Source organism: Paenibacillus ihbetae (assembly GCF_002741055.1).
Lineage (GTDB): Bacteria > Bacillota > Bacilli > Paenibacillales > Paenibacillaceae > Paenibacillus_AQ > Paenibacillus_AQ ihbetae.
In genome coordinates this window covers 1,307,644-1,331,972 of record NZ_CP016809.1, presented here as the reverse complement: position 1 = coordinate 1,331,972, position 24,329 = coordinate 1,307,644, and the positions used below count along the sequence as shown (strand labels likewise).

Here is a 24,329-nt window from a genome sequence, read left to right as displayed (position 1 = left end):
GGTGAGCCTATAGTGCGCTGGTTAATCGAGAATTATTATATCGTAGTTGTTATAGGCTTCTTCATCATTACGGCTCTGGGAAAGCGCGGCAAGAATGCGGGGGAGAAGGGGCAGCCCCGCATGCCGTCGTTCGGCGGGGACGGTCATCGTCAAGGCAGGCAGCAGCAGCCGGAGCTCCGCAGAACGCAAGCGGGAAGGCCCCAGCCCTTTCCGCAAGCTGAGCGCCATGCCCCCGTTCAACAAAGCGCCGGTTCGGATTTTAACGATGAAGAGGATCTGAACACCGGAAACGGATATTCGCTGGAGCATGAGGAGCTGAACCGACCGCCCCGCTTCCAGGAGATGGAGCGGAAGCCGGACAGCATGGATCGCCGGATGGCGATGATGGAGTCGGATCTGGACCGGATTCATGCGCAGCTGAACCGGATGACCGTCGATATCCCGGAAACGGTCGTTGAGCTCGCCGAAGAGGACCATGGACCGGAGCGTCGAAGCCATTCGAATGTTGCGGAGCAAGCCCGAAACGGCATCGTGTGGTCCGAGATTTTGGGACCGCCCCGTTCGAGGCGTCCATCAAATGTTCGCCGTTAAAAGGCCATGTTCGAGGGTTATGCGGCCATTCCGCAATGGCCCTGCATTTGGAGACCGCGAGCGAATGGAATTAGGCGCATCAGCGCCGGCCCACCACATACCAAGAGGCTGTACCAGGTCAATTGACTTTGGTACAGCCTCTTTTTCTATATCGGAAATACGCCCCGACTCTTATCGGAACAATTCTTTGCAGGTTTCTGGCTGTACATTTCATAAATCGGGATCCCGGGGCATATGGTGTACAGTACAGGAAGGGGGAAAGTCTCCATATGTCCCGCATCAGCCGCAAGCTGCAGAAATGGACCCAAGAAATGCTTGATTTGCCACAGGACCTGTTATTCGATTTACCGCGGTTGACCCTGATCGGCAATAAGGAGCTTCATATTGAGAATCATCGAGGAGTTCGGCATTTCTCCGAGAAGCGGCTTGTGCTGTCCCTAACCCAGGGCTCCTTGGAGATATCGGGGTCGGATCTCGCCATTCAGGCCATTCAAAGCCAAGAAGTGACCATTATTGGTACAATCCATCATATTCAATACATAGGAACGGAGGAGAAAGCGTGAACATCCCAACCATGATCCAGCTTCGAGGCTATTTGACGCTCACCGTGCGCGGCGAGCATGTGGAAGCATTCATCAATTCCGTAGTGGACGCGGGGATCCCGGTGTGGGATGTGATACCGACCGGGACACAGTCTGCGGAGCTTAAGCTGCTGCTTAAAGACTTTAAGGGGCTTCGTCCCTTCTTGAAACGGACAGGCTGCCGGACGCGGATCAAGGAGCGCAGCGGATATCCTTTCAAATTGCGGCGCTTGTGGAAGCGCAAGGCGTTTGTTCTCGGGATGGTCTTGTTCTTTGCGATCCTGACCGCCCTCTCCTCCATGGTATGGAACATTGAGGTGGAAGGAAATGAGACTATTGCTACGGAAGATATTCTGGATGCCGCCAAGCAGGAAGGAGTCTATCCGTATCAATGGATATTCAAGCTGCAATCGATGGACAAGCTGTCCGGCAGCCTGGCATCCAGGATTGACGGCGTGTCCTGGGTCGGCGTGGAGCGGAATGGGACGCGGATCCGAATCCAGGTCGTTGAGGCCTCCGTTCCCAAGAAGCCGCCTTTGCAAAGCCCAAGGCATCTGATCAGTACGCAGGATGCGGTGATCACTTATATCTATGCAGAAAAGGGGCTGCCCAAGGTTCAAATCAACAGCCGGGTGAAGAAAGGCGATGTTTTGATCTCCGGCATTTTAGGCGATGAGGAAAATTCGGAGATGATCGTGGCCAAGGGTGAGGTTAAAGGGCTGGTCTGGCATGAGTACGATATTGAGGTTCCGCTCGTCAAAACAAGGAAGGTGTATACGGGCGAAGGCAAGAAACGATCCTATCTCGTTCTCGGCGACCGTGCCGTCCAGGTGTGGGGGTACGGGGACGTGCCGTACTCGAAGCACGAAATGCTGACCTATTATGATCCCCTCACCTGGCGATCGCGGGCGCTCCCGATCGGATGGATGACCGAAAAGATCATGGAGGTTACCCAGGTTCAGCATACGATTACCGAGGAGGATGCCAAAAAAGAAGGATTAGAGGGCGCAAGACGCGATATTTTGGCGAAATACGGCACCGATTCCCGATTTGTGAGCCAAAAAATTTTGCATGAGAAGAAAGAGAATGGTAAAGTTTATATGAAAGTGCTTTTCGAGGTGGAAGAGACCATCACGAAAGAACTTCCCATAGTATACAATCAAGGAGAATGAGACTATTTGCCACAGCAAACGACCAGCATTCAAATTTTATTACAAAGTGCGTCAGAAGGCTTGGCCTTATTCGGACCGCAAGATGCTTTTCTGAAATTGATCGAAGCGGAAATCCCCGCCACTATCGATTCGCGGGAAGCCGTCATTACGGTCCGCGGAGAACACCGCAGCGTGGAGCGTCTTCAGCAGCTGTTCGAAGTGCTGCTAGAGCTCATCCGCAACGGGTATACATTGACCGAACGGGATATTCTGTACGCCGTAGAGCTGGCCAAGGATATGCGAGCGGATCAGCTGCTTGATCTGTTCAAGGGTGAAATTACGTCAACCTACAGAGGCAAGCCGATTCGCGTCAAGACGATCGGACAGAAGCATTATGTGACGACGATCAAGAAACGGGATGTCGTATTCGGTATCGGTCCTGCGGGAACGGGGAAGACCTATTTGGCGGTTGTGCTGGCTGTTGCTGCACTGAAGGAAGGCTCTGTGAAACGGATCGTCCTTACGAGACCGGCGGTTGAAGCCGGAGAGAACCTGGGCTTTCTGCCGGGCGATCTGCAAGAGAAGGTAGACCCTTATCTCAGACCGCTGTATGATGCATTATATGATGTGATGGGCTCCGAGCAAGTCGCGAAGGCGCTTGAACGGGGGCTGATCGAAATCGCGCCTCTCGCCTATATGCGCGGGCGGACGCTGGATGACTCGTTTATTATTCTAGACGAAGCGCAGAACACCACGCCGGAGCAGATGAAGATGTTCCTGACGCGGCTTGGCTTCGGCTCCAAGATGGTCATTACCGGAGATGCGACGCAGATCGACCTGCCGCGCGGCAAAAAATCCGGGCTGATCGAAGCGAAAGCCATTTTGAGCGGCATTGAGGAAATCGGATTCGTTTATTTTGCTGAGCAGGATGTTGTACGGCACTCTTTAGTACAAAAAATCATCGTTGCCTATGATCAAGCTGCAGAAAACCAAGATTAAAGGGGATTGTCGATATGGCCTCCAAAGAACCATCGACGGACAAGTCCATATGGGGCAGGCACAGCGGCTGGAAATATAGCGTGGCAACACGCTATATTCTGTTTTTGCTGCTAGCGCTGCTCTTTTATATCAGTCTAGCATCGAAGCTGGTGCCTGAACGCTATGATATTCAGGTCAATACGAAAAGCGAAAAGAATATCGTGGCTCCCGTCCAAATCGAGGACAGCAAGGCGACCTTGAAGGCGCAGGAGCAGGCGGCCGAGCGGGTTCAGACGATTTATACCAATCTCAATGTGAGGAACGATGTTCTGGTGACGCAGATCTTGGATCGGATCGAGCGGCTGAACCAGGACGTGGATATCTCCACTCAGGAGAAGGTCAATATCTACCGCGAGGAAATCCCTCGCAGGATTAACGAATTCGTCCAAAATTTCGTATCCGCCAACCGGGACAATGAGGGGTACTCCAACGAGCTGCTGGAGGAAATGCTGCGCGTGATCGACCAGCAGACCTACCGGATCCCGGAGGAAACTTATATCAAAATACCCAGATTGAGCGCCGAGGACATCAATGCGATGAAGCCGGTAGCCCGCGATATCGTCTCCAAGCTGACCATGAACGAAATCGTGGACGCGCAGACGGCCCGGGCACGGGTTGCGGAAATGGTGAGCACGAGCTCGCTGGATGATCGCGTTGCCAGGGAGGTTGTTCAGGAGCTGGCCCGGGCGACGATAACCGCCAACAAATTCCGGGATGAGGAAGCGACCAAGGAAGCACGGGTCGAGGAACGCGAGAATACGCCGCCTGTGTTCATTAAGCAAGGGGATATTCTCGTTAAGAAAGGGCAGGTCATTACGCCGGAGATGTATGAGCTGCTTGGCAAGAATGGTTTGCTGAAGGATGATGTAAACTATTGGCCGGAGCTCGGCGTGCTGCTGCTGTCCGCTTTATTATCGCTCGGGATCCTGATGTTCATCCGCCAGTCGAATGCCGGCAAGTTCAAATACAATAACTCCCAGCTGCTTATGCTGGTGCTGATCTATGTGATCACGCTTATAACGATGCATCTGGCATCCATTTTGCAGAGCGACTCGCGGATATATGTCGGCTATCTGGCTCCTGTAGCCATCGGTGCGATTCTGGTGACGCTGCTTCTGGAAATGTCGCTTGCCTATTTCAGCGTCATTATATTCAGCATTATGGCGAGCGTCATTCTGAACGTTCAAGGTGAAATGTTCGACTTCCAGTTCGGACTGTTCGCCGCAGTGACGTCGTGCGTGGCCATCTTCTCGATTCACCGCGCGAGCCAGCGCTCCACCATGCTGAAGGGCGGGATTATGGCTTCCTTGTTCGGCGCACTGATCGTACTGATCATGCTGCTGATCAACGACGATTCCTGGACGACGACGGAAACGCTCTATGCGATCGGGTTTGCGATTGCCGGAGGCCTGCTTACCGCCGTTCTGGTGATCGGGCTGATGCCATTCTTCGAGGTTACGTTCGGCATCTTGTCGGCTTTGAAGCTCGTGGAATTGTCGAATCCGAACCACCCGCTGCTGCGCAAGCTGCTGACGGAGACGCCGGGAACGTACCACCACAGCGTAATGGTCGGCAATCTGTCGGAGGCCGCTGCCGAAGCGATCGGCGCCAACGGCTTGCTGTGCCGCGTAGGATCCTACTACCATGATATCGGGAAGACGAAACGGCCGATTTACTTCATCGAGAACCAGAACAATATGGAGAATCCGCATGATTCCATCGAGCCGAAGCTGAGCAAGTCCATCATTGTGGCTCACGCAAGGGATGGGGTTGAAATGCTGAAGGAATACAAGCTGCCGAAGCCGATTCGGGATATCGCGGAGCAGCATCATGGTACGACCTTCCTGCATTATTTTTACCATAAAGCCATCCGACAGGCCGAGGAGCAGGGGATCGAGCCTGACTTTACGGAAGACGATTTCAGGTATCACGGTCCGAAAGCCCAGTCCAAGGAGGCAGCGATCGTCGGTATCGCCGACAGTGTGGAGGCGGCGGTCCGCTCCCTCCGCAAGCCGACCGTGGAGCAGGTGGAATCGATGATCGAGAAGATCATTAAAGGTCGCCTGGATGACCATCAGTTTAATGACTGCGATCTGACGATGAAAGAGCTCGATACGATTGCAAAAACCTTGAAGGAAACGGTGATGGGAATTTTCCACTCCCGCATCGAGTATCCGGAGGAGGTCAAGCGGCCGAAGCCTGATGCAGGGGCGGTTTCGGGTGATTCATCCAAGCATGCAGATTCATCCGCGCCTGAAGCGGATCAGAGAAGGAGCGTTTAAGGAATGAGCCTTGAGCTTGTATGGAACAATGAACAAGACCAATTTGAGATTACGGAGGAGCTCATCGCTTTGCTTGAATCGATTCTGCAGAAGGCCGGCGAGGCCGAAGGGGTCGAGGACGGAGAGGTGGATCTGACCTTTGTCGATGATGAAGCCATCCATGAATTGAACCGGGAATATCGCGGAATCGACCGTCCAACGGACGTATTGTCCTTCGCCATGCATGAAGTAACGAATGACGAGCTGGAGATCATTTATGAGCTCGATGAAGGCGAAGAGCAAGGGAACGTGCCGGACGTGCTGGGGGACATCATTATTTCGGTCCCGCGCGCGAAGCTGCAAAGCGAAGAGTACGGCCATTCGCTTGAACGCGAGCTCGGATTTTTATTCGTCCACGGCTTCCTGCATTTGCTCGGCTATGATCATCAGGACGAGGCAAGTGAGGCGGAAATGATGGGCAAGCAGGAGGCCGTTCTAGCCGAAGTGGGACTGACGAGATAGTGAAGCCGTACAGATCCACCTTGCTTAGAGCTTTTGGTTACGCGATGACGGGCATATGGACCGCCGTACAGCGTGAACGAAATATGAAAATTCACATTGCTGCTGCCGTGAGTTGCTTCATCGCAGCAGCTTTGCTGCAGCTGGACAAAATCAGCTGGCTGTTTCTACTATCTGCCGTTGCGGCCGTGTTCATTGCGGAGCTGGTGAATACGGCGATAGAAGCCGTTATTGATCTCGCATCCCCGGCGGAGCATCCGCTTGCCCGGGTGGCGAAGGACACGGCTGCGGGTGCGTCGCTGGTTGCCGCGGTTTATGCAGCAGCTGTCGGCATCCTTGTATTTTGGGAACCGTTCATGCAGTGGATTCAATCCATAACAGGCTGATGAAAGGGAGGAATTGGGTATGGATACAGGATTATTGATGCAGGAAGCGATTAAGGCGCGTACACGGGCTTACATACCTTATTCGCAATTTGGTGTAGGTGCTGCTCTCTTGGATGCGGGCGGTAAGGTTCATCATGGCTGCAATGTCGAGAATGCTGCCTATGGTCCAACCAACTGCGCCGAGCGAACCGCGCTCTTCCGCGCGATTGCCGACGGACATGAGCCCGGAAGCTTCAAGGCGATTGCGATCGTGGCCGACACCGAAGGCCCCTGCTCGCCGTGCGGGGTATGCCGGCAGGTGCTGGTAGAGCTGTGCAAGCCGGATATGACGGTCATTTTGGGAAATATGAAGGGAGACATCCGCGAAACAACGGTAAGCGAGCTGCTTCCGGGCGCGTTTGGTCCTTGGGATCTGAACAACGAATAATCTTCGCATAAATATAGACTGAAATTTAGGTTATCATGTAGTTACGTAGGCGGATGTTGGACCGGCAAGCTGTAGCGTCACCCACGGCCATTTTTTTGGTCAAGAACCTAGATGACGGAATCTCGGAGGGGGACGAAAAAAAGCTGTCAAAGTGCCCATTCGCCTTAAGGTGTTAGTAACGCAGCTGGAGGAATGGTATGCAGAAAAAACAATTCAAATCAGGCTTTGTGGCGATCATCGGCAGACCTAACGTAGGGAAATCTACGCTGATGAATCAGGTCATCGGTCAGAAGATTGCCATTATGTCGGATAAACCGCAGACAACAAGAAATAAAATCCACGGGGTTTACACTACGCTGGACTCCCAGATTGTATTTCTGGACACGCCGGGGATTCACAAGCGTCAATCCAAGCTCGGCGATTACATGAATCAGACGGCGCTCGGCACGCTGGGTGAAGTGGAGGCCGTATTGTTTCTGGTGGACGCATCCGAAGGTATTGGCGGAGGAGACCGGTTCATTGCCGAACAGCTGAGCAAAATCAAGACCCCGGTCATGCTGGTGATGAACAAGATCGACAAGATCGAGCCGCCGGCGCTGCTCCCGCTTATTGAAGAATACCGGAAGCTGCATAATTTCGCGGAGATTGTTCCGATTTCGGCCAAGCTTGGCAGCAACGTCGAGACGCTGCTGGATCAAATCCAGAAATATTTGCCGCCGGGCCCGCAGTACTATCCGGAGGACCAGGTGACGGATCATCCCGAGCAGTTCGTCTGCGCTGAGCTGATCCGGGAGAAAATCCTGCACATGACCCGGGAGGAGGTGCCGCATTCCATCGCTGTCACGATTGAGGATATGCGCGTGGAGGAGAACGGAACCGTCTATATCTCCGCCGTCATTTTTGTGGAGCGCGATTCACAGAAGGGCATCATTATCGGGAAGCAGGGGGCCCTGCTCAAGGAAGTCGGCAAGCAGGCCCGCCAGGACATTCAGCGGCTTCTCGGCTCTAAGATTTTCCTGGAGCTATGGGTTAAGGTAAAAAAAGATTGGCGCAACCAGGAGCGTGTTCTTCGTGACCTCGGATTTCACCGCGGGGAGTAACTAAATACCCGTACCGAAAGAAGGGAGCCTTCGGGGAGCGGTGCCGCCGATTGCTGCTCGCGCAGCCTGCCAACAATTGCAATTCATAAATCCGCACGGTACGCACATCCTATTCTTCGTAGATGCAGACGTCATTTCCGAAGAAAGGATGAATACGAATGCGAGATTTTTCGTGGAAGTATTTTGCGATGACTGGAGATGTCGATGCTTATTTGCTGTATAAAGAAACCGACGGTGAACGGGTTCTTGCAGCTGCATCCGCAGAAGATGAGGCGGCCCAGCATGAAGAGGACGAGTAATTATTGGTTGTTCCAAGAATGGTTGGGGGATAATGCATGCTATATCGGGCGGAAGGAATTGTCATCCGCAGCATGGACTACGGTGAAGGGAACAAAATCATTACGCTTTGCACCAAGGAATCGGGCAAGGTAGGGGTGCTGGTCAGAGGAGCCAAAAAGGTCAAGAGCCGGCATGCTGCTCTGACCCAGCCTTTTACGTATGGGGAGTATGTGTTTTTTCGCAATACGGGGCTTGGAACCCTGAACGCGGGCGAGATTATAGAATCCCATCATGAATTGCGGGAGGATTTGATCAAAGCTGCCTATGCTTCCTATGCCTGCGAGCTCCTGGACCGGGTGCTGCAGGATGAGGAGACGGGGGCTTTTTGGTTCCATCAGCTGAAGGCATGCCTGACATCCCTTCAAGAAGATAAGGATCCTCAGATCATTATCAATCTCTATGAGATGAAAATTTTGCAGGCGGCAGGGTACGGGCCGGAGCTCCATGTATGCATATCGTGCAATCAGCCGAGAAACGATGAGGACATGCTGGTCAGTCCGCGTCTAGGCGGAGTCCTGTGCCGTTATTGCAAGCATTTGGATCCGCCGGCGATGGCTGTATCGGTCCGGACCTTGAAGCTGCTGCGCCTGTTCGCCAGGCTGGATCTCAGACGGCTCGGTAATGTGGACGTTAAGGCCGAGACGAAGGATGAGCTCAAGAAGGTGATGAGAGCCTTGATGGATATGCAGCTCGGCCTCAGGCTCAAATCCCAAAACTTCCTGGACCAGATGGACAAATACAACATTTGACGTAAGGTTCGGATTGAGGTATTATATTTATCAGTTTATTAGTTATTGCATATTGACATGCGTTGAACGGGAAAGTAGTGAATGGCCATTCGTTATAGCGAGCCGGCGGCGGTGGGAGTCCGGTACGAAGCATTCATGAACATGGCACCCGGGAGCATACTTGAAACGATAAAGTGGGTTTAGCTGAAGCGCTGCTGCACGGCGGCTGCGGGGAGGCTGGCCAAGTAGGGTGGAACCGCGGGAAGCGACAGCTCTCGTCCCTATGTCTGTACAGCAGGCATGGGGCGAGAGCTTTTTTGCGTTGTACAGACTGGATTGTCGGATGGTTTATTATGAAAATGAAAGCAAAGGAGCTAAAAATCATGAATTTCCAGCAGATGATTTTGACGCTGCAGCAGTTCTGGGCGGAACAGAATTGCATCATCGTGCAGCCGTATGACACCGAAAAAGGTGCAGGCACCATGAACCCGATGACCTACTTGCGTTCGATCGGGCCGGAGCCGTGGAATGTCGCATACGTTGAGCCATCCCGCCGTCCGGCAGACGGCCGTTACGGGGAAAACCCGAACCGTTTGTACCAGCACCATCAATTCCAGGTCATTCTGAAGCCTTCCCCGGACAATATTCAGGAGCTGTATCTGGAGAGCCTGAAGCGTCTTGGCATTGACCCGCTCGATCACGACATCCGCTTTGTCGAGGATAACTGGGAAGCTCCGACTCTCGGCGCATGGGGCCTCGGATGGGAAGTGTGGCTCGACGGCATGGAAATTACGCAGTTTACGTATTTCCAGCAGGTCGGCGGCATCGATGCCAATCCCGTTGCGGTTGAGATTACCTACGGTATGGAGCGGCTCGCGTCATACATTCAGGACAAGGAGAACGTATTCGACCTCGAATGGGTGGACGGCATTACGTATGGCGACGTGTTCCACCAGCCGGAATATGAACATTCCAAGTACACGTTTGAAGTGTCGGATGTGAAAATGCTGTTTACGCTGTTCAACATGTACGAAGAGGAAGCCAACAAGGCGATGAATCAGCATCTCGTCTTCCCGGCGTACGATTATGTGCTGAAGTGCTCCCATACGTTTAACCTTCTTGACGCCAGAGGAGCGATCAGCGTGACGGAGCGAACCGGTTACATTATGCGCGTGCGCAATCTCGCGCGCCAGGTGGCAGCTACGTATTTGGAGGAGCGGGAGAAGCTTGGCTTCCCGTTGATTAAGAAAGGGGGCGCTGGACATGCCTAAGGATTTATTGTTTGAGATCGGGCTGGAGGAAGTCCCTGCAAGATTTCTGCGTGCGGCGATGGAGCAGCTGGAGGACCGCCTCGTGAAATGGCTGGAAGCATCTAGAATCGGACACGGGGAAGTAACCGCCTATGCAACGCCGCGGCGGCTTGCCGTATGGGTCAAGGATGTTGCAGATAAGCAGGAGGATGTCAGCGAGGAGGTTAAAGGGCCTTCGCGCAAAATCGCGCTGGACGAGAACGGTCAGTGGAGCAAGGCGGCGCTCGGCTTCGCCCGGAGCCAGGGCGTCGATCCGGAGAGCTTTACCTTTAAGGAGCTTGGAGGCGTCGAGTATATCTACGTCACCAAGAGCAGCATCGGCGTGGATACCCAATCGATTCTGTCCGAAGGGCTTCACGGCATCCTGACAGCGATGACGTTCCCGAAAAATATGCGCTGGGGTGCGCATGAGTTCAAGTTCGTACGTCCGATCAAATGGATCGTTGCGCTCCTGGGCAGCAAGACGATCGCGCTTGAGGTCGCCGGCGTGCAGGCGGGCAATGTCACGAGAGGGCATCGCTTCCTGGGATCCGATGCCGTCATTCCGGAAGCGTCGGCCTATCGGGAGATCCTTCGCGAACAGCATGTGATCGTGGACGTGAATGAGCGCCAGGAGATGATCGTATCGCAAATTCAGGCGCTCGCCAAAGAGAAGGGCTGGAATATCGCAATCAAGGATGATCTGCTGGAAGAGGTATTGTTCCTTGTTGAGACGCCAACGGTGCTCTACGGAACCTTCGAATCCTCGTTCCTCCATATCCCGCAGGACGTGCTGATCACCTCGATGCGCGAGCATCAGCGCTACTTCCCGGTTCTGGACGACAAGGGGCAGCTGCTTCCTTATTTCGTGACGGTGCGCAACGGCGATTCCCGTTCGCTTGATGTTATTGCCAAAGGGAATGAAAAGGTATTGCGGGCACGTTTGTCGGATGCGAAGTTTTTCTATGAGGAAGATCAGAAGCTCCAGATCAAGGACGCACTGTCCAAGCTGGAAAGCATCGTCTTCCATGAGGAGCTCGGCACGATCGGGGACAAGGTTCGCCGCATCCGCCGCATTTCCGATCAGCTGGCCGTCAAGCTTGGGATCCCCGCGGATGCAGCGGATTCTGTCAGCCGCGCCGCCGATATCTGCAAATTCGATCTCGTAACCCAAATGGTGTATGAATTCCCGGAGCTCCAAGGGGTTATGGGTGAGGATTACGCGCGTAAAGCAGGAGAGAAGGAAGAGGTGGCCAAAGCGGTATTCGAGCATTATCAGCCGCGCTTTGCCGGCGATGCCGTTCCTTCGACGCAGGTCGGCTCGATCATAAGCATAGCGGACAAAATCGACACGATTACCGGCTGCTTCTCCATCGGCATCATTCCGACGGGCTCCCAGGATCCATACGCGCTGCGCCGCCAGGCGCAAGGCATCGTGCAGATCATCCTGGACCACAAGCTTCCGATTGCCTTGTCTGACGTGTTCGGCATTGCGCTGGACGTTCATGAGAACATCCGGGCGCTCAAGCGGTCCGCGGGCGAAATCCGCAAGGATCTCCAGGAATTCTTCGGGCTGCGCGTGAAGAAGCTGCTGTCCGAGAACCAGCGGTATGACGTTGTCGATGCGGTGATTTCGGCCGGCTTCGATTCCGTGGTATCGGTTGTGAACCGGGGACAGGCGCTGATGCAGGCGGTTGAGTCCGCCGAGGACTTCAAGACCACGGTGGAATCCCTGAACCGCGTCAGCAACCTTGCAGCCAAGGCCGGCAAAGCTGCGGTGAACCGGGAGCTGTTCACGGAATCTGCGGAAGGCGAGCTTTACGAAGCCTGGCAGGCGATCCGGAGCGACTACGAAGCGGCACTGGATGCTGCGGACGGCGAACGCGCATTGTCCCTGCTCAGTGGACTGAAGGCGCCGATTACCGGCTTCTTTGACTCCGTCATGGTCATGGCCGAGGACGAATCGGTGCGGGCCAACCGTCTTGCACTGCTCTCCGGCATTGACGGCGATTTGAAGCGGTACGCCGATTTTTCAAAATTAGTGTGGTAAGCATAGTGACATGATCATTTTGCAAATGTTATAATGGTTTGTTCAGCGAAAGCGACAGCCCGTGCGGTTAAGGCACAGGATGGCGCTTTCGCTGTGAGTAAGAATGGTTGGCCGTACAGCAAGGCAGACTGCAGCCCGTTGTTTTTTGGGAAGCAGGATTTTAATCGGTTCAAGACGTATATAATAGTAAACAGCACAGGATGGTTCCAAAAGTACAGGAAAAGCCGGTGATATCAATGATTGAAGGTTCCTCCTGCCGGATCGTGGTAGACGGCGACGCATGTCCCGTCAAGAAGGAAATCGCAGAGACCGCCCGTGCATTTCAGGTGCCGGTGCTGCTCGTTTCTTCCTATGACCATATGCAGCAGGCCGAGGAAGGCGTCGTGACGATCCAAGTGGACCGGAGCGACCAAAGTGCGGATCTCTATATTGCGAACCATATATCCAAAGGGGATATCGTGGTTACCCAGGACTATGGTCTGGCTGCGCTGGCATTGGCGAAATCCTGCTATGTCATCTCGTTCCGCGGTCGCATATTCCGCAATTCCGACATCGATTTCATGCTGGATTCGCGCCACCATCAAGCCAAAGCCAGAAGGCAGGGGAAATACGGCAAAGGACCAAAAAAGCTGCTTGACGAAGACCGGGTTTTTTTTCAACATAAACTGACAAAACTTTTGCGTGAATTGCAGGAGAATGTCCACTCGTAGCGAATACTATTTACGTGCCAAATGAGATGAAGGTGGTTTGGATGAATACCGGACAAGGCAATATTCCGGATGATGTCATTGAGGCGGTGCTGGCCAAAAGCGATATCGTGGATACGGTCAGCAAATACGTGCATCTTACGAAACAGGGGAAGTATTTAAAGGGCCTTTGCCCTTTTCATTCGGAAAAGACCCCATCCTTTACGGTTACACCGGAACGCCAAATCTTCTACTGCTATGGCTGCGGCAAGGGCGGTAACGCCATTAAATTCAGAATGGAAATCGAAGGATTTTCCTTCCCCGAAGCCGTAAGAACCATGGCCGAAGAGAACGATATCTCGTTACCGGAAGGTCAAGGGGCTCCCGTAATTCCCCGCAATCCGGAGAAAGAACGTTTACTTGAAGCTTATGAGCTGAGCGCCAAGCTGTATCATTATCTGCTTAAGAATACGGAGCATGGCACCGAGGCGATGAAGTACTTACGGTCCCGCGGCATGAGCGACAAGATGATCGATCAGTTTCAGATCGGCTATGCGCCGGATCGCTGGGATACGCTGGTCCAATTTCTTACCAAGCGGTCATTTGACCTGAAAGAGATGGAGAAGGGCGGCTTGTTGTCCGCAAGACATGAACAGGAAGGCTATCTCGACCGGTTTCGGGGACGCATCATGTTTCCGATCCATGACCGCAGCGGCAAAGTAATTGCATTCGCCGGAAGGATACTCGGGGATGGACAGCCGAAATACTTGAACTCCCCGGAAACGCTATTGTTTAACAAAAGCCGTACGTTGTACAACCTGCACCAAGCGAAGACGTCCATACGCAAATTGCGTCAGATCCTATTATTCGAAGGTTACGGCGATGTGATCTCGTCTTGGGAGGCTGGGCTTCAGAACGGCGTGGCAACGATGGGCACGTCCCTAACGGAAAATCAAGTAGCCATCATGAAATCCATGGCCGAAGAGGTTGTTGTCATCTATGACGGCGACCGGGCCGGTATGGCAGCGGCGATGAAGGTCATCCCGATGCTGGAAGGCGCAGGCCTTCGGGTGAAGATCGCGCTTGTCAGCGAAGGGCAGGATCCGGATGAATACATCCGCAAATTCGGTGCCGAGCGATTCAGGCATGTTGTGGAAACAGCCGTTTCAACCACGAAATTTAAACTTATATATCTGAAGAAAAACCATATACTGCTAGAAGAAGATGGCAAGATCGCGTATACGAAAGAAGCGCTGCCGATTATCGCCGCACTTCATTCCTCAACCGAGCGTGAGGTTTATTTGAGGGAATTATCCTCGGAGCTGAACCTTTCCTACGAGAGCCTCAAGCAGGATTGCAATTTGCTCAGGCAGTCCATGCAAAAAAAGAGGGGCGATGGGGATAATAAGGAAAAAAGGTGGAATAATGGTAGGCATATTAACGGGCGTCAGCCCGCCCCGGCGCTGCTGCCTGCCTATCATGCGGCCGAACGGCGGCTGCTGTCGCTGATGCTGCAGGATGCGGAAGCCGCGCGATACGTAGGCGAACGACTGGGAGAAGCGTTTAATATCGAAGATCATGCGGCGATAGCTGTTTATCTATATGCTTATTATGCACAGGGCAAATCTCCGGATATTAGCCGTTTCATGTCATCTCTCCATGACGATCGTCTGGAGAAGACCGTCAGCTCCATTATGATGATGGAGGCACCCGCGGAATGGAATATTCAAGTGCTTGACGACTGCATCCGGGAGGTACTGAAATATCCGCAGCAGCGGGAGATCGAGCAGAAGAAAGAAGAAATGATGAAAGCAGAGCGCTCGGGAGATTTTTTGCGGGCCGCACAAATTGCAAGTGAGATTATCGCCCTAGAAAGACAATGATGTCCGCACATTGCCGCTTCTAGGGAGGAGGGAGTCGAAAAATGGCGAATGATCAGCATACTGAACTAGAAACGGAATTTACGCTGGATCAAGTCAAAGATCAATTGATTGAGCAGGGTAAAAAGAGATCCGTATTAAGCTATAAAGATATTATGGAGAAACTGTCGCCATTCGATCAGGATACGGAGCAAATGGAGGAGTTCTACGAGCAGCTTGCCGACCTCGGCATCGATGTGGTGAACGAAAGCGACGATGAGGTCAGCCACCGGGCATCGGATGATCATGAATCCCATGACAATGAGGATTTCGGCTTCGATGACGATTTGTCGCTGCCGCCGGGCATCAAGATCAACGATCCGGTGAGAATGTACTTGAAAGAAATCGGACGTGTACCGCTCTTGTCCGCGGATGACGAGATTGAGCTTGCGAACCGGATCGAGCAGGGGGATGAGGAGGCCAAGCGCCGCCTGGCCGAGGCGAACCTGCGGCTGGTTGTCAGCATCGCGAAGCGGTACGTCGGTCGCGGCATGCTGTTCTTGGATCTGATCCAGGAAGGCAACATGGGTCTCATTAAAGCGGTGGAGAAGTTCGATTACAAGAAAGGCTTTAAATTCAGTACGTACGCCACATGGTGGATCCGGCAGGCCATTACGCGCGCGATTGCCGACCAGGCCCGTACGATCCGGATTCCGGTGCATATGGTTGAGACGATCAATAAGCTGATCCGGGTATCCAGGCAGCTGCTGCAGGAACTGGGTCGCGAGCCATCGCCGGAAGAGATCGCGGCAGAGATGGAGCTTAGCGTGGAGAAGGTTCGGGAAATTATGAAGATCGCCCAGGAACCGGTGTCCTTGGAAACGCCGATCGGCGAAGAGGACGATTCCCATCTCGGCGACTTTATCGAGGATCAGGAGGCACTCGCTCCAGCCGATGCGGCAGCATACGAGCTTCTTAAGGAACAGCTTGAAGACGTGCTCGATACGCTGACGGAGCGGGAAGAGAACGTGCTTCGTCTACGGTTCGGTCTTGACGACGGGCGCACAAGAACGCTTGAAGAAGTAGGCAAGGTGTTCGGCGTTACGCGTGAACGGATCCGGCAGATCGAGGCCAAGGCGCTTCGGAAGCTTCGTCATCCGAGCCGCAGCAAGCGGCTGAAGGATTTTCTCGAATAGCGTGATCAAGGGACCTTCTGCATTTTTCGGGCAGCAAGGTCTTTTTTCTGTATCAAGATAATCTGCTTATAAGCGCGTAGCAATTGGAGGTTAAAGTTCACCGTAATACGTAATGCGGTTTGCGCCGGACGGCTTGTTCTCCTTGGTTCTGGAATTTCTGCCTGTATTTGTTGTATTGGTCTTTATTTTATCTCTTTTCCAGGATCAATGCAAATGATGGACGGGCCGAATAACCTGAGAATAAAGAACGGTTTTCGAATGAGATGGAATGATTGGGTGGACTCAATATGCTGAGCGGATTTGCAGTTTATGATGCGGTCTGTTACGTTAAAAATGTAACGCATCGTGCAACTATAATGGATGTAGGAGTGTCATCGTGAAATTATCAAAAAGGTTACAGCTAATCCTGGACCAAATCCCCCAAGGCAGCCGGTTGGCCGATATCGGGTCTGACCATGCACTGCTCCCTGTTGCAGCCGTGGAATGCGGAGCGGCCGTCCAAGCGATTGCAGGCGAAGTGAATCAAGGCCCGTTCGAGGCTGCCGCAAAGCAGGTGAAGGAATCCGGGATGGAGGACTGCATTCAGGTCCGCAAAGGGGACGGCCTTGAAGTCCTGTCAGCAGGCGAAGCGGATGTCATTACAATCGCGGGCATGGGCGGGAGTTTGATCGCTGCGATTCTCGATCGAGGCATCGGCAAGCTTGAAGGGGTTCGCCGGCTCGTGTTGCAGCCGAACGTCGGTGAGGATATTTTGCGCAAATGGCTGCTTGCCCATGGCTGGGTGCTGATCAACGAGTTCATTCTGGAGGAAGACGGGAAAATTTATGAGGTGCTCGTGGCCGAGCCGGAGGGTCCGGAGAGCCCTGTGACGAATGAGGAAATCTACTCGCGGCGGAGCATCGCCGGAAAGATCTCGCTATCCGCCGAATGGCTGCAGCGCATGGGCCCGTGGTTAATCCGGGATGCGGGCACCGTGTTCCATGATAAATGGAAATCCGAGATCGGGAAGATGAATCAAATTCTGAAGTCGTTGTCGCGCTCGGATCTGGAAACGGCTAAAGGCAAGGCAGCGGAGATTCGGGCGGATATCGAGTTTATCGAGGAGGTGCTGGCATGCTTGCCAAAGGACAAACCGTAATACAATATATGGAGCAGCTTGCTCCGAAGCATGTGGCTGAGCCGGAGGACCGGATCGGACTTCAGCTCGGTACCCTTCAGAAGGAAATTCGTACAGTGCTGGTTGCGCTGGATGTGAATGATGAAGTGGTTGACGAGGCGATTCGCCTTGAAGCCGATTTGATTATTGCCCATCACGCCATTATCTACCGGCCGCTCAAGCAGCTTCAGACTGATACGCCGATGGGCAAGGTCTACGAGAAGCTGATCAAGCATGATATAGCCGTTTACGTCAGCCATACGAATCTGGACGTAACCGAAGGCGGGATGAACGATTGGATGTCCGAGGCGCTCGGAATCGAGAATACTTCCCCGATTCATGATCTGCATAATGAGCAGCTGTCCAAGCTGGTGGTATTCGTGCCGAAGAGCCATCACGAGGAAGTGCTGAACGCGGTGCTGGGCGCCGGTGCGGGCTGGATCGGAAACTACAGCCATTGCAGCTTTAACATTGAAGGGTTCGGTACGTTTGTCCCGAGAGAAGGAAGCAACCCGTATCAAGGCAAAGCCGGCCGGATGGAACGGGCCGAGGAGGTGCGGATCGAGACGATCGTGCCACATACGATCCGGAACAAGGTCATCCAGGCGATGCTAAAGGCCCATCCGTACGAGGAGGTAGCCTATGATCTGTATGCCATGGATTTGAAGGGACGGTCGCTGGGACTCGGGCGCGTCGGCAAGCTGAAGGAGCCGCTGACGCTGGCGGAGATGGCCGAAGTCGTGAAGGAGAAGCTGGACGTTCCGCATGTCCGGGTCGTAGGCGATCTGAACCGGACGCTTCGCAAGGCGGCGGTGATCGGAGGCTCCGGCGGGCGCTTTTATCCCCAGGCGTTGTTCCGGGGCGCAGATGTGCTCGTAACGGGTGACATTGATTACCATACGGCGCAAGACGCGCTTGCCGCAGGCCTGACCCTTATCGATCCCGGACATAATGCCGAGAAGATCATGAAGGGCAAGGTTGCCGAATGGATGCAGCAGAAGCTGCAGGAGAACAAGTATGACACCAAGGTCGTCGCTTCGTCTGTCAACACGGAGCCGTTTCAATTTATGTGAGTGTCGGTATATCAGCCGTCATTCAGGTACGCGGCGTACAAGGAGGCGGGCGGTTGATATTCAGGCATGATGATTGATGGCCGCCCTGGTAATTTCATCATCATCTGCTAATGATTTAAGGGTTGTGCATGGAGATAAATCAAGATATAATATGTAATGTTGTCCGGAAAGTTTGACAGACAATCGCTGGCGGCGAAAAGCCGCGAGAGGAAAGTCCGGGCTCCATAGGGCAGGGTGCTGGATAACGTCCAGTCAGCGCGAGCTGAAGGATAGTGCCACAGAAATGGACCGCCGATGGCTGTGAATTCACAGCACAGGCAAGGGTGGAACCGAGGTGTAAGAGACCCCGAGGAACGCTGGTGACTTCGTTCCTGGTAAACCCCACCTGGAGCAAGACCTAATGGGACGCGAGTCTCCCTTGAGGAGACAGCCTTTGCCCGAGGCGCGTCTGGGTTGGTCGCTTGAGCCGGTTAGTAATAATCGGCCTAGATAGATGATTGTCGCTTATAGTGGCAGGGTAGTTCCCGAGATGACCACGAAGAGCACAGAACCCGGCTTACGGAAAACTTTCCAAACTGAACAACTGCTACTTTCAAATGTAAACAACCTTATAAACGCGCATATTCTTGAGCTTCCCTAGGGGATACACAAGAGCATGCGCGTTTTTTCATGTCCGGGACCGGGATATTTTTTAGATAACATTTGCCTGAAAAAGGACAGTCGTCCATACCATAATGCCCTTCTGTTAATAAGCTATAATCATCAACGGAAAGGAGATGCGAAAATTATGTCATGTCAACATCATGGACCATGTCCTGAGGTTTCGCCAATCGTGTGCGACCCGATCGTTATCGTAAGAGATCATTATGTTCCGCAAATTGTCCCGGTTATCCATCCGATTAAAGTGGTGGATAAAATTCATTGCTGCCCTGTCGAGAAGCATATTTATACGTATTCGCAGGAAGTGGAGGACGGCGTTTACGGCGGTGCCGGTGTCAGAAACGTTGCGGTTTCCGCCAAGTCGTCCAAGAAGCGCGAACGCGCCCGCTCACGCCGCAAGAGATAACCTCGTGCCGCGTACTTGAGATTGGAGTGCGTACGGCTGACTGAGCAGTTCGCCCGCCGCTTATAAAGAAATTGACCCGCAAGGAATGGCCGCTAATCGAAGCTTCGACCAACCCCTGCGGGTCCTTTATACCAGGTGTAAGCTGCTTTTATTTACTTGCTCCGCCGAGCTTCTGAAGCTCGTTCTCGAGATGGCGAAGCGCCTGGCTCGGCCACATTTGGAGCGGGACCCCGGAATTGCCGGCTGCCTTCAGCGATTGGAAAATATCGATCTGGCCATGGCCGTAATACTTGTCCTTTCCTTTATCCCCCAGATCCACGGCATGGTTGATCATAAGATCCATGACCTCCTGGTTCGTCAGCTCAGGGTTCAAGGAGCGGATAAGCCCCGCCATGGCGGCTGCATGCGGGCTGGCCATCGAGGTTCCCGAGAGCGCTGCATACTGGTTGCCCGGAAAGGTGCTGGCGATATTCGTGCCGGGAGCCGATACGTCGATGTAGTCGCCGTAGTTCGAATATTCGGCACGCTTTTGGTCTGCATCGATGGCAGCGACGGCCAGCACCTCCGGATAAGCGGCCGGGTAGCCTGGACGCTCGGTATTGTCGTTGCCGGAGGCGGCGACAAGCACAACGTCACGATCATAAGCGTACTTTACCGCATCGTGCAGAAATTGGGAATCGGCATAGTTGCCGAGGCTCATATTAATGACCTTGGCCCCGTGATCGGTTGCCCAAATAATGCCTTCGGCGACGGCATAGGTTGTGCCCGAACCTGTGCCGTCAAGCGCTTTGACCGGCATGATCTTGTTGTACCAGCTGACACCGGCAACGCCCTCGCCGTTGTTGACAAGCGCGGCGATAATACCGGCTACATGGGTTCCGTGACCGACATCGTCCTGAGGCTGGGCCTCCTTGTCCACGATGTTGTACCCTTCCACCAGCTGTCCGTCCAGATCGGTATGGGTCAGATCAACGCCTGTGTCGATTACCGCGATGATCACATCCTCGCTGCCCTTGGAAATATCCCAGCCGCGATTCGTCTCGATGACCGGCAGATTCCATTGATACTCGGAGAAGAGCAAATCATTCGGGATGTTGACCTGCCCGTCCGGACCTTCAGGCATGATATCCGAGGCTGCACCGGATTTAGCCTGCCGGTCGTTGGTTAAATAAATATAGTGGGGCTCGGTGTAGTTGATGCTCCACTGCTTCCCGAAATAGCTCCGCAGTTTGTTGTAGTCCATATGTTTGGAGCGGAATACATAGGCATAGCCAAGCTTGCGGGAGGATTCGGCTGAGATGTCGCGCTCGATGCGGCTGAGGTCCTCCTTGCTCGGTTCGGACTGAAACGACACGACGATTTCGTTCTCGTAATAATGGCTGGCCTTTTCATTGTCATGCCCGGTCTTGACGGTAATGTCCGATAACGTATCGGCGTGTATCGATTCGACCTTGAATTTCCCTTCCTTCGGATAGGGAATCATGCGAAGATTGCGCTTTTGATGATTGGACACCTCGTGCAGCACCGCTTGATTCACCAGGGCAGCGGCACCATGCTTGCCGTCCTTCGAGGGCTCGGCCACAACGAAGTAAGGCTTGCCGGCCGCGTAGAATTTCGGGGAATCGTAAGGCTTACCCTGCTTCAGGTTCTGCAGCGCCATCTGGAAATGGTGGGCGATCAAGGCCTTATCCTTTTTGCTCATGGGCGGCAGCTTTCCGTTAATGTCCGTGCTTTGGTTGTTCCGGAGCTGGTACCATCTCACCTGCTCGAAATGCTGATGGGATTTCTGCTCCTTGAGGGCATAGGATTTCACTTGCCCGGCGTTGCGCAGTTTATCGTTGTTCAGCATCGCCCGCAAATGCCCCTTCGCATCAACCCGGTTCAATCGGTCGGTTGATTCGATATCGCTGAGCAGGGTCATATGCTTGGCTTTATGCTCACCCTGAGGCTTCAGCGGCTGCGGGGGCTGTGCGGTCTGGCCGGGCTCCTTGGAGCCTGGAATGAACAGGAGGACCAGAAGCACTCCCAGAACCGACCCCGCAGCGATCCAAGTCCACAGTTGACGTGATTTCACATGTATTCCTCCTCACCGCCTAAGACGGATTTGATATGGTTAGCGTGGGAAATGGGCACCTGTTTTATTCGCGATGAGGGGCTTGTGGAAAGTGGAAGAACTTGAGCTAAGGTCAGCACCATAAATATCCTTGTAAGTGCATTCAGAAGGGATTTCGCTCGCTCCAAATTTGTGTTAGGATAGTACATATTAGTACGACCGTTAGCGTGCAGGGATATTAGCTCTGGCGGTCACACCATTAAGGGGGATCTATCGTAATGCCAGCAGACAATCTTCAGAAATTATGTTCGGAGTCCAGAGACAAGTTGAAATCTGCTATTTCGATTATGGAAGCGTTTTTGAACGAGTATGCTTTACCGCAGCTGGTCGAGGAACGCGATGAAGAGACCGTACATTTTTATAAGGGATTTCTGTCCGATGTTCGTCATCTGCTCGTATTTTCAGAAGTTTCCTATGAGAAGCTTGGCGTTGTGCAGCGTCGCCCTAATTTTGATGCCGATTTTGCCGAGAAGGCTTTGTATAATGTGTATCATCGCTGCGTAAACAGCTTTTTTTATCCTGTCAACGAAAGCTACTCCGAAGACGGCCGCTATGCCTACACTGGCCAGGATGCGATTCGCTTCCGGAAGAAGCCGGTGCGTCCGGCACGCGACGTCATCATGAACATTACGAAGATCTACGAAGAGCTCCGTGACGACCTGGCTTATTATGAGAGTGATTATTTGACGGAGCGCCGGATGCATTCCGAGAAGAGCCACGCTTAATCAGAAAACGCCTAAAAACTTGAACGCCGATCCTTATCCGGCCGCAGGTTGTTCCGCACTCATTTTTAACCTGACAAGAGCTGTCCCCATGCAGTTTGCAACTGCAGTGGGGATGGCTCTTTTTTTTGTGCTTCAGAACTCATCATTGAAACTGATTTGCTCTTAACCTTGTGCTACTCCGCCGGAAACATAAATAGCCTGGCCGAGCTTCGGATTCCTCGTCCTGACACCAACTGACAGTCGAAACGGTGCATACCGCCGCTGTACTCAGGAAAAAATGTTGACGAGGTGATGCTAAATGGCCAACGAAGCCAAACCATTAGTGAAATGCAGTGTAAGCAATTGTCATTATTGGGGAGAACAAAACGTGTGCAAAGCCGAAATGATTATGATCGAAATTGACCGCCATGCCCACATGAAGCTGAATGAGGAGTACGGAGCAGAGGCGTACACGAATGACCACCAGGATGTCGCGGACAAATCCTCCGAAACCTGCTGCTTGACCTTCAAGCCTCGGGCATAATGCTTGGGCGTACGGTAACAATGATTTGTGGTCTCATTCCTTAAATTTGGCAGCTATTCAGGCATTTTAGAATGATCCAATTAGGAGGTGTATGCATTGGATAAGAAACAGGGACGAACTAAGATGAAGGTGGTCAACGGTAAGCGAAGCCGCGTCGATTTTCCGCGCAAGGATCACCGGGAGGAATATGCGGCCGAGGTTGCCCCGCCTAGCGACGTGTCCGTCAACCGGGCCGAAGATGCGGGCAGGGAAGGGACCGCTGGCCGGACCGCCGGATATGTCGGGCTCGGGGTCGGTATCCTTTCATTGTTCATGTGGTCTGTTATTTTGGGGCCGATTGCCGCTGTGGTTGGTTACTACGCTTACAATAAAGGAAGCAGAACGACCGGCGCATGGTCGATCGGTCTTGGCATTCTGGCCACGATCAGTTATTTCATTCTGATTCCGTTCGCCAGATAAACCCATAGCCGCGAAAAGAAGCATTGGGCGAATCCATCCTAGGAGAAAACAAGGGGGGTTCGTCTTTTTTTGTCGAATAGGCCTAGCAGATTGTTCCAAAGCCATGGTAGAATAGGACCAGAACATTGAATTTTGCGGAGGAAAGTGAGTTAGAATTATGCAAATTGATCCGATACTCTGGTCGCAGAGCACAACCCATGTGCAGCGGATGCACACCGGCTCGGGAGAGACCGTGTCAGGGTTCAGCGATGTGCTTAGCCAACTGTTGACGGAGGAGCCGACAACCGCGCCTCAAGCCCGAACGATAAGCGCGCTGCCGCCCGGCGTGACTTGGGAGGACGGTCTGCTGTGGCAGCAGCTCGGTCCGGTCAGCGATACGAACCCGGTTATCGGGACTCAGGATTATTCAATCGAAGAAGATGCGGGATCTACGGTCAAGACAAGCTTTGACGATTTAATCGCCGCGGCTGGGGAACGCTATGGTGTACCGGTATCTTTGATCAAAGCCGTCATTGACGCGGAGTCCTCCTTTAATCCCGATGCGGTTTCATCCGCCGGCGCCAAAGGATTGATGCAGCTTATGGACGGTACCGCCCGGGGCTTGGGTGTAACCAACCCGTTCGACCCGGCGCAAAATATCGAGGGCGGCACGAAATATTTGGCCAATCTGCTCCAGCGGTTCGGCGGGGAGCTGGCGATGGTGCTTGCCGCCTACAATGCGGGACCGACCCGAATTGCGGGGCTGGGCGTTTCGAGTGATGAGGAGCTTATGTCCATGCTTCATGTCCTCCCGGAGGAGACCCAGGCCTACATCGGCAAAGTAATGAATGCACGCACGAAGTATATGGCATAACAAAGATGGAATAATCATGCGCGCTCGCTTGAGGATCAAACGGTAAGCTTGTGGATGTCCGATTCACGGACGGCGGCTTTACCGTTTGATCTTTTTGTGTAAATATAAAAGTCTGGGTTACAATGAACTGCCGTTAGTGGGAATGGAAAGGGGAAATGAC

General features: G+C 53.2%; 24 protein-coding genes and 1 other RNA gene. 24 read left to right on the top strand and 1 reads right to left on the bottom strand.

The genetic code is table 11. The annotated features are described in order from the left end of the window. The first annotated feature begins 12 nt into the window (after positions 1-12). The 20 genes from BBD41_RS06180 to BBD41_RS06085 all read left to right on the top strand — a co-directional run bounded on the left by BBD41_RS06180 (position 13) and on the right by BBD41_RS06085 (position 19,496). Positions 13-591: a hypothetical protein gene (locus tag BBD41_RS06180; protein WP_099477013.1), complete on the top strand. Its 579-nt coding sequence runs from the start codon at positions 13-15 to the stop codon at positions 589-591. Between the two features lie 269 nt (positions 592-860). Beyond that, complete coding sequence (yqfC, locus tag BBD41_RS06175; RefSeq protein ID WP_007129410.1) at positions 861-1,154, top strand: sporulation protein YqfC; 294 nt, start codon at positions 861-863, stop codon at positions 1,152-1,154. Continuing rightward, entirely contained in the window at positions 1,151-2,344 is a 1,194-nt protein-coding gene (gene yqfD, locus BBD41_RS06170) for a sporulation protein YqfD (RefSeq protein WP_099477012.1), read from the top strand. Before yqfC ends, yqfD begins: the two co-directional genes overlap by 4 nt. Positions 2,345-2,350: 6 nt before the next feature. Continuing rightward, the gene (locus BBD41_RS06165) at positions 2,351-3,322 is read left to right on the top strand and encodes a PhoH family protein (RefSeq protein WP_077564957.1); all 972 of its coding nucleotides are present in this window, start codon (positions 2,351-2,353) and stop codon (positions 3,320-3,322) included. A gap of 14 nt (positions 3,323-3,336) precedes the next feature. Then, entirely contained in the window at positions 3,337-5,643 is a 2,307-nt protein-coding gene (locus tag BBD41_RS06160) for an HD family phosphohydrolase (RefSeq protein ID WP_099477011.1), read from the top strand. Positions 5,644-5,646: 3 nt separating this feature from the next. Beyond that, positions 5,647-6,144 carry an rRNA maturation RNase YbeY gene (gene ybeY, locus BBD41_RS06155; protein ID WP_077564961.1) on the top strand — a complete coding sequence of 166 codons (498 nt, stop codon included), beginning with the start codon at positions 5,647-5,649 and terminating at the stop codon, positions 6,142-6,144. Then, on the top strand, positions 6,144-6,527 hold the full coding sequence (locus tag BBD41_RS06150; protein WP_099477010.1) for a diacylglycerol kinase family protein: 384 nt from the start codon (positions 6,144-6,146) through the stop codon (positions 6,525-6,527). Before ybeY ends, BBD41_RS06150 begins: the two co-directional genes overlap by 1 nt. A gap of 19 nt (positions 6,528-6,546) precedes the next feature. Beyond that, entirely contained in the window at positions 6,547-6,954 is a 408-nt protein-coding gene (gene cdd / locus BBD41_RS06145) for a cytidine deaminase (protein ID WP_099477009.1), read from the top strand. A 197-nt stretch (positions 6,955-7,151) separates the two neighbouring features. Beyond that, positions 7,152-8,054, top strand: a complete 903-nt coding sequence (gene era, locus BBD41_RS06140) for a GTPase Era (RefSeq protein ID WP_099477008.1) — start codon at positions 7,152-7,154, stop codon at positions 8,052-8,054. Positions 8,055-8,212: 158 nt separating this feature from the next. Then, positions 8,213-8,353, top strand: a complete 141-nt coding sequence (locus BBD41_RS06135) for a YqzL family protein (protein WP_007129418.1) — start codon at positions 8,213-8,215, stop codon at positions 8,351-8,353. Between the two features lie 36 nt (positions 8,354-8,389). Further along, the gene (gene recO / locus BBD41_RS06130; protein ID WP_077564967.1) at positions 8,390-9,142 is read left to right on the top strand and encodes a DNA repair protein RecO; all 753 of its coding nucleotides are present in this window, start codon (positions 8,390-8,392) and stop codon (positions 9,140-9,142) included. A 362-nt stretch (positions 9,143-9,504) separates the two neighbouring features. Then, a complete protein-coding gene (glyQ, locus tag BBD41_RS06125; RefSeq protein WP_099480483.1) occupies positions 9,505-10,392 on the top strand; it encodes a glycine--tRNA ligase subunit alpha in 888 nt (295 codons plus the stop codon). Further along, positions 10,385-12,460 (top strand): glycine--tRNA ligase subunit beta, encoded by a 2,076-nt coding sequence (gene glyS, locus BBD41_RS06120; RefSeq protein ID WP_099477007.1) that lies wholly within the window; start codon positions 10,385-10,387, stop codon positions 12,458-12,460. The genes glyQ and glyS overlap by 8 nt, the downstream gene beginning before the upstream one ends. A gap of 236 nt (positions 12,461-12,696) precedes the next feature. Then, positions 12,697-13,170, top strand: coding sequence for a YaiI/YqxD family protein (locus BBD41_RS06115; RefSeq protein WP_099477006.1), 474 nt, complete (start codon positions 12,697-12,699; stop codon positions 13,168-13,170). Positions 13,171-13,211: 41 nt separating this feature from the next. Next, positions 13,212-15,029 (top strand): DNA primase, encoded by a 1,818-nt coding sequence (gene dnaG, locus BBD41_RS06110; RefSeq protein WP_077564971.1) that lies wholly within the window; start codon positions 13,212-13,214, stop codon positions 15,027-15,029. A 41-nt stretch (positions 15,030-15,070) separates the two neighbouring features. After that, positions 15,071-16,201, top strand: coding sequence for an RNA polymerase sigma factor RpoD (gene rpoD / locus BBD41_RS06105; protein WP_077564973.1), 1,131 nt, complete (start codon positions 15,071-15,073; stop codon positions 16,199-16,201). Between the two features lie 376 nt (positions 16,202-16,577). Further along, positions 16,578-17,339: a tRNA (adenine(22)-N(1))-methyltransferase gene (locus tag BBD41_RS06100; protein ID WP_077564975.1), complete on the top strand. Its 762-nt coding sequence runs from the start codon at positions 16,578-16,580 to the stop codon at positions 17,337-17,339. After that, positions 17,315-18,430 (top strand): Nif3-like dinuclear metal center hexameric protein, encoded by a 1,116-nt coding sequence (locus BBD41_RS06095; protein WP_077564977.1) that lies wholly within the window; start codon positions 17,315-17,317, stop codon positions 18,428-18,430. The genes BBD41_RS06100 and BBD41_RS06095 overlap by 25 nt, the downstream gene beginning before the upstream one ends. A 167-nt stretch (positions 18,431-18,597) precedes the next feature. Beyond that, positions 18,598-19,004, top strand: an RNA gene (gene rnpB / locus BBD41_RS06090) — RNase P RNA component class A. Positions 19,005-19,217: 213 nt separating this feature from the next. After that, the gene (locus tag BBD41_RS06085) at positions 19,218-19,496 is read left to right on the top strand and encodes a hypothetical protein (RefSeq protein WP_099477005.1); all 279 of its coding nucleotides are present in this window, start codon (positions 19,218-19,220) and stop codon (positions 19,494-19,496) included. A gap of 148 nt (positions 19,497-19,644) precedes the next feature. Here the strand turns inward: BBD41_RS06085 and BBD41_RS06080 are convergent, their stop codons facing one another. Continuing rightward, positions 19,645-21,570 (bottom strand): S8 family peptidase, encoded by a 1,926-nt coding sequence (locus BBD41_RS06080; protein ID WP_077564980.1) that lies wholly within the window; start codon positions 21,568-21,570, stop codon positions 19,645-19,647. A 257-nt stretch (positions 21,571-21,827) separates the two neighbouring features. Between BBD41_RS06080 and BBD41_RS06075 the strand changes: the two genes are divergently transcribed. The 4 genes from BBD41_RS06075 (at position 21,828) to BBD41_RS06060 (ending at position 24,169) form a co-directional block, all read left to right on the top strand. After that, positions 21,828-22,334, top strand: coding sequence for a YpuI family protein (locus tag BBD41_RS06075; RefSeq protein WP_007129430.1), 507 nt, complete (start codon positions 21,828-21,830; stop codon positions 22,332-22,334). Positions 22,335-22,701: 367 nt separating this feature from the next. Next, on the top strand, positions 22,702-22,857 hold the full coding sequence (locus BBD41_RS06070) for a DUF1540 domain-containing protein (RefSeq protein WP_342574577.1): 156 nt from the start codon (positions 22,702-22,704) through the stop codon (positions 22,855-22,857). Between the two features lie 96 nt (positions 22,858-22,953). Further along, positions 22,954-23,316, top strand: coding sequence for a hypothetical protein (locus BBD41_RS06065; protein ID WP_099477004.1), 363 nt, complete (start codon positions 22,954-22,956; stop codon positions 23,314-23,316). 157 nt (positions 23,317-23,473) lie between these two features. Then, a complete protein-coding gene (locus BBD41_RS06060) occupies positions 23,474-24,169 on the top strand; it encodes a lytic transglycosylase domain-containing protein (protein ID WP_099477003.1) in 696 nt (231 codons plus the stop codon). The last annotated feature ends 160 nt before the right edge of the window (positions 24,170-24,329 follow it).

Coding starts and splice junctions, on each gene's coding strand:
- glyS (WP_099477007.1), top strand. CDS start 10,385: ATGCCTAAGGATTTATTGTTTGAGATCGGGCTGGAGGAAGTCCCTGCA.
- BBD41_RS06135 (WP_007129418.1), top strand. CDS start 8,213: ATGCGAGATTTTTCGTGGAAGTATTTTGCGATGACTGGAGATGTCGAT.
- BBD41_RS06075 (WP_007129430.1), top strand. CDS start 21,828: ATGCCAGCAGACAATCTTCAGAAATTATGTTCGGAGTCCAGAGACAAG.
- ybeY (WP_077564961.1), top strand. CDS start 5,647: ATGAGCCTTGAGCTTGTATGGAACAATGAACAAGACCAATTTGAGATT.
- dnaG (WP_077564971.1), top strand. CDS start 13,212: ATGAATACCGGACAAGGCAATATTCCGGATGATGTCATTGAGGCGGTG.
- BBD41_RS06060 (WP_099477003.1), top strand. CDS start 23,474: ATGCAAATTGATCCGATACTCTGGTCGCAGAGCACAACCCATGTGCAG.
- BBD41_RS06095 (WP_077564977.1), top strand. CDS start 17,315: ATGCTTGCCAAAGGACAAACCGTAATACAATATATGGAGCAGCTTGCT.
- cdd (WP_099477009.1), top strand. CDS start 6,547: ATGGATACAGGATTATTGATGCAGGAAGCGATTAAGGCGCGTACACGG.
- BBD41_RS06115 (WP_099477006.1), top strand. CDS start 12,697: ATGATTGAAGGTTCCTCCTGCCGGATCGTGGTAGACGGCGACGCATGT.
- rpoD (WP_077564973.1), top strand. CDS start 15,071: ATGGCGAATGATCAGCATACTGAACTAGAAACGGAATTTACGCTGGAT.
- era (WP_099477008.1), top strand. CDS start 7,152: ATGCAGAAAAAACAATTCAAATCAGGCTTTGTGGCGATCATCGGCAGA.
- BBD41_RS06160 (WP_099477011.1), top strand. CDS start 3,337: ATGGCCTCCAAAGAACCATCGACGGACAAGTCCATATGGGGCAGGCAC.
- BBD41_RS06085 (WP_099477005.1), top strand. CDS start 19,218: ATGTCATGTCAACATCATGGACCATGTCCTGAGGTTTCGCCAATCGTG.
- yqfC (WP_007129410.1), top strand. CDS start 861: ATGTCCCGCATCAGCCGCAAGCTGCAGAAATGGACCCAAGAAATGCTT.
- recO (WP_077564967.1), top strand. CDS start 8,390: ATGCTATATCGGGCGGAAGGAATTGTCATCCGCAGCATGGACTACGGT.
- glyQ (WP_099480483.1), top strand. CDS start 9,505: ATGAATTTCCAGCAGATGATTTTGACGCTGCAGCAGTTCTGGGCGGAA.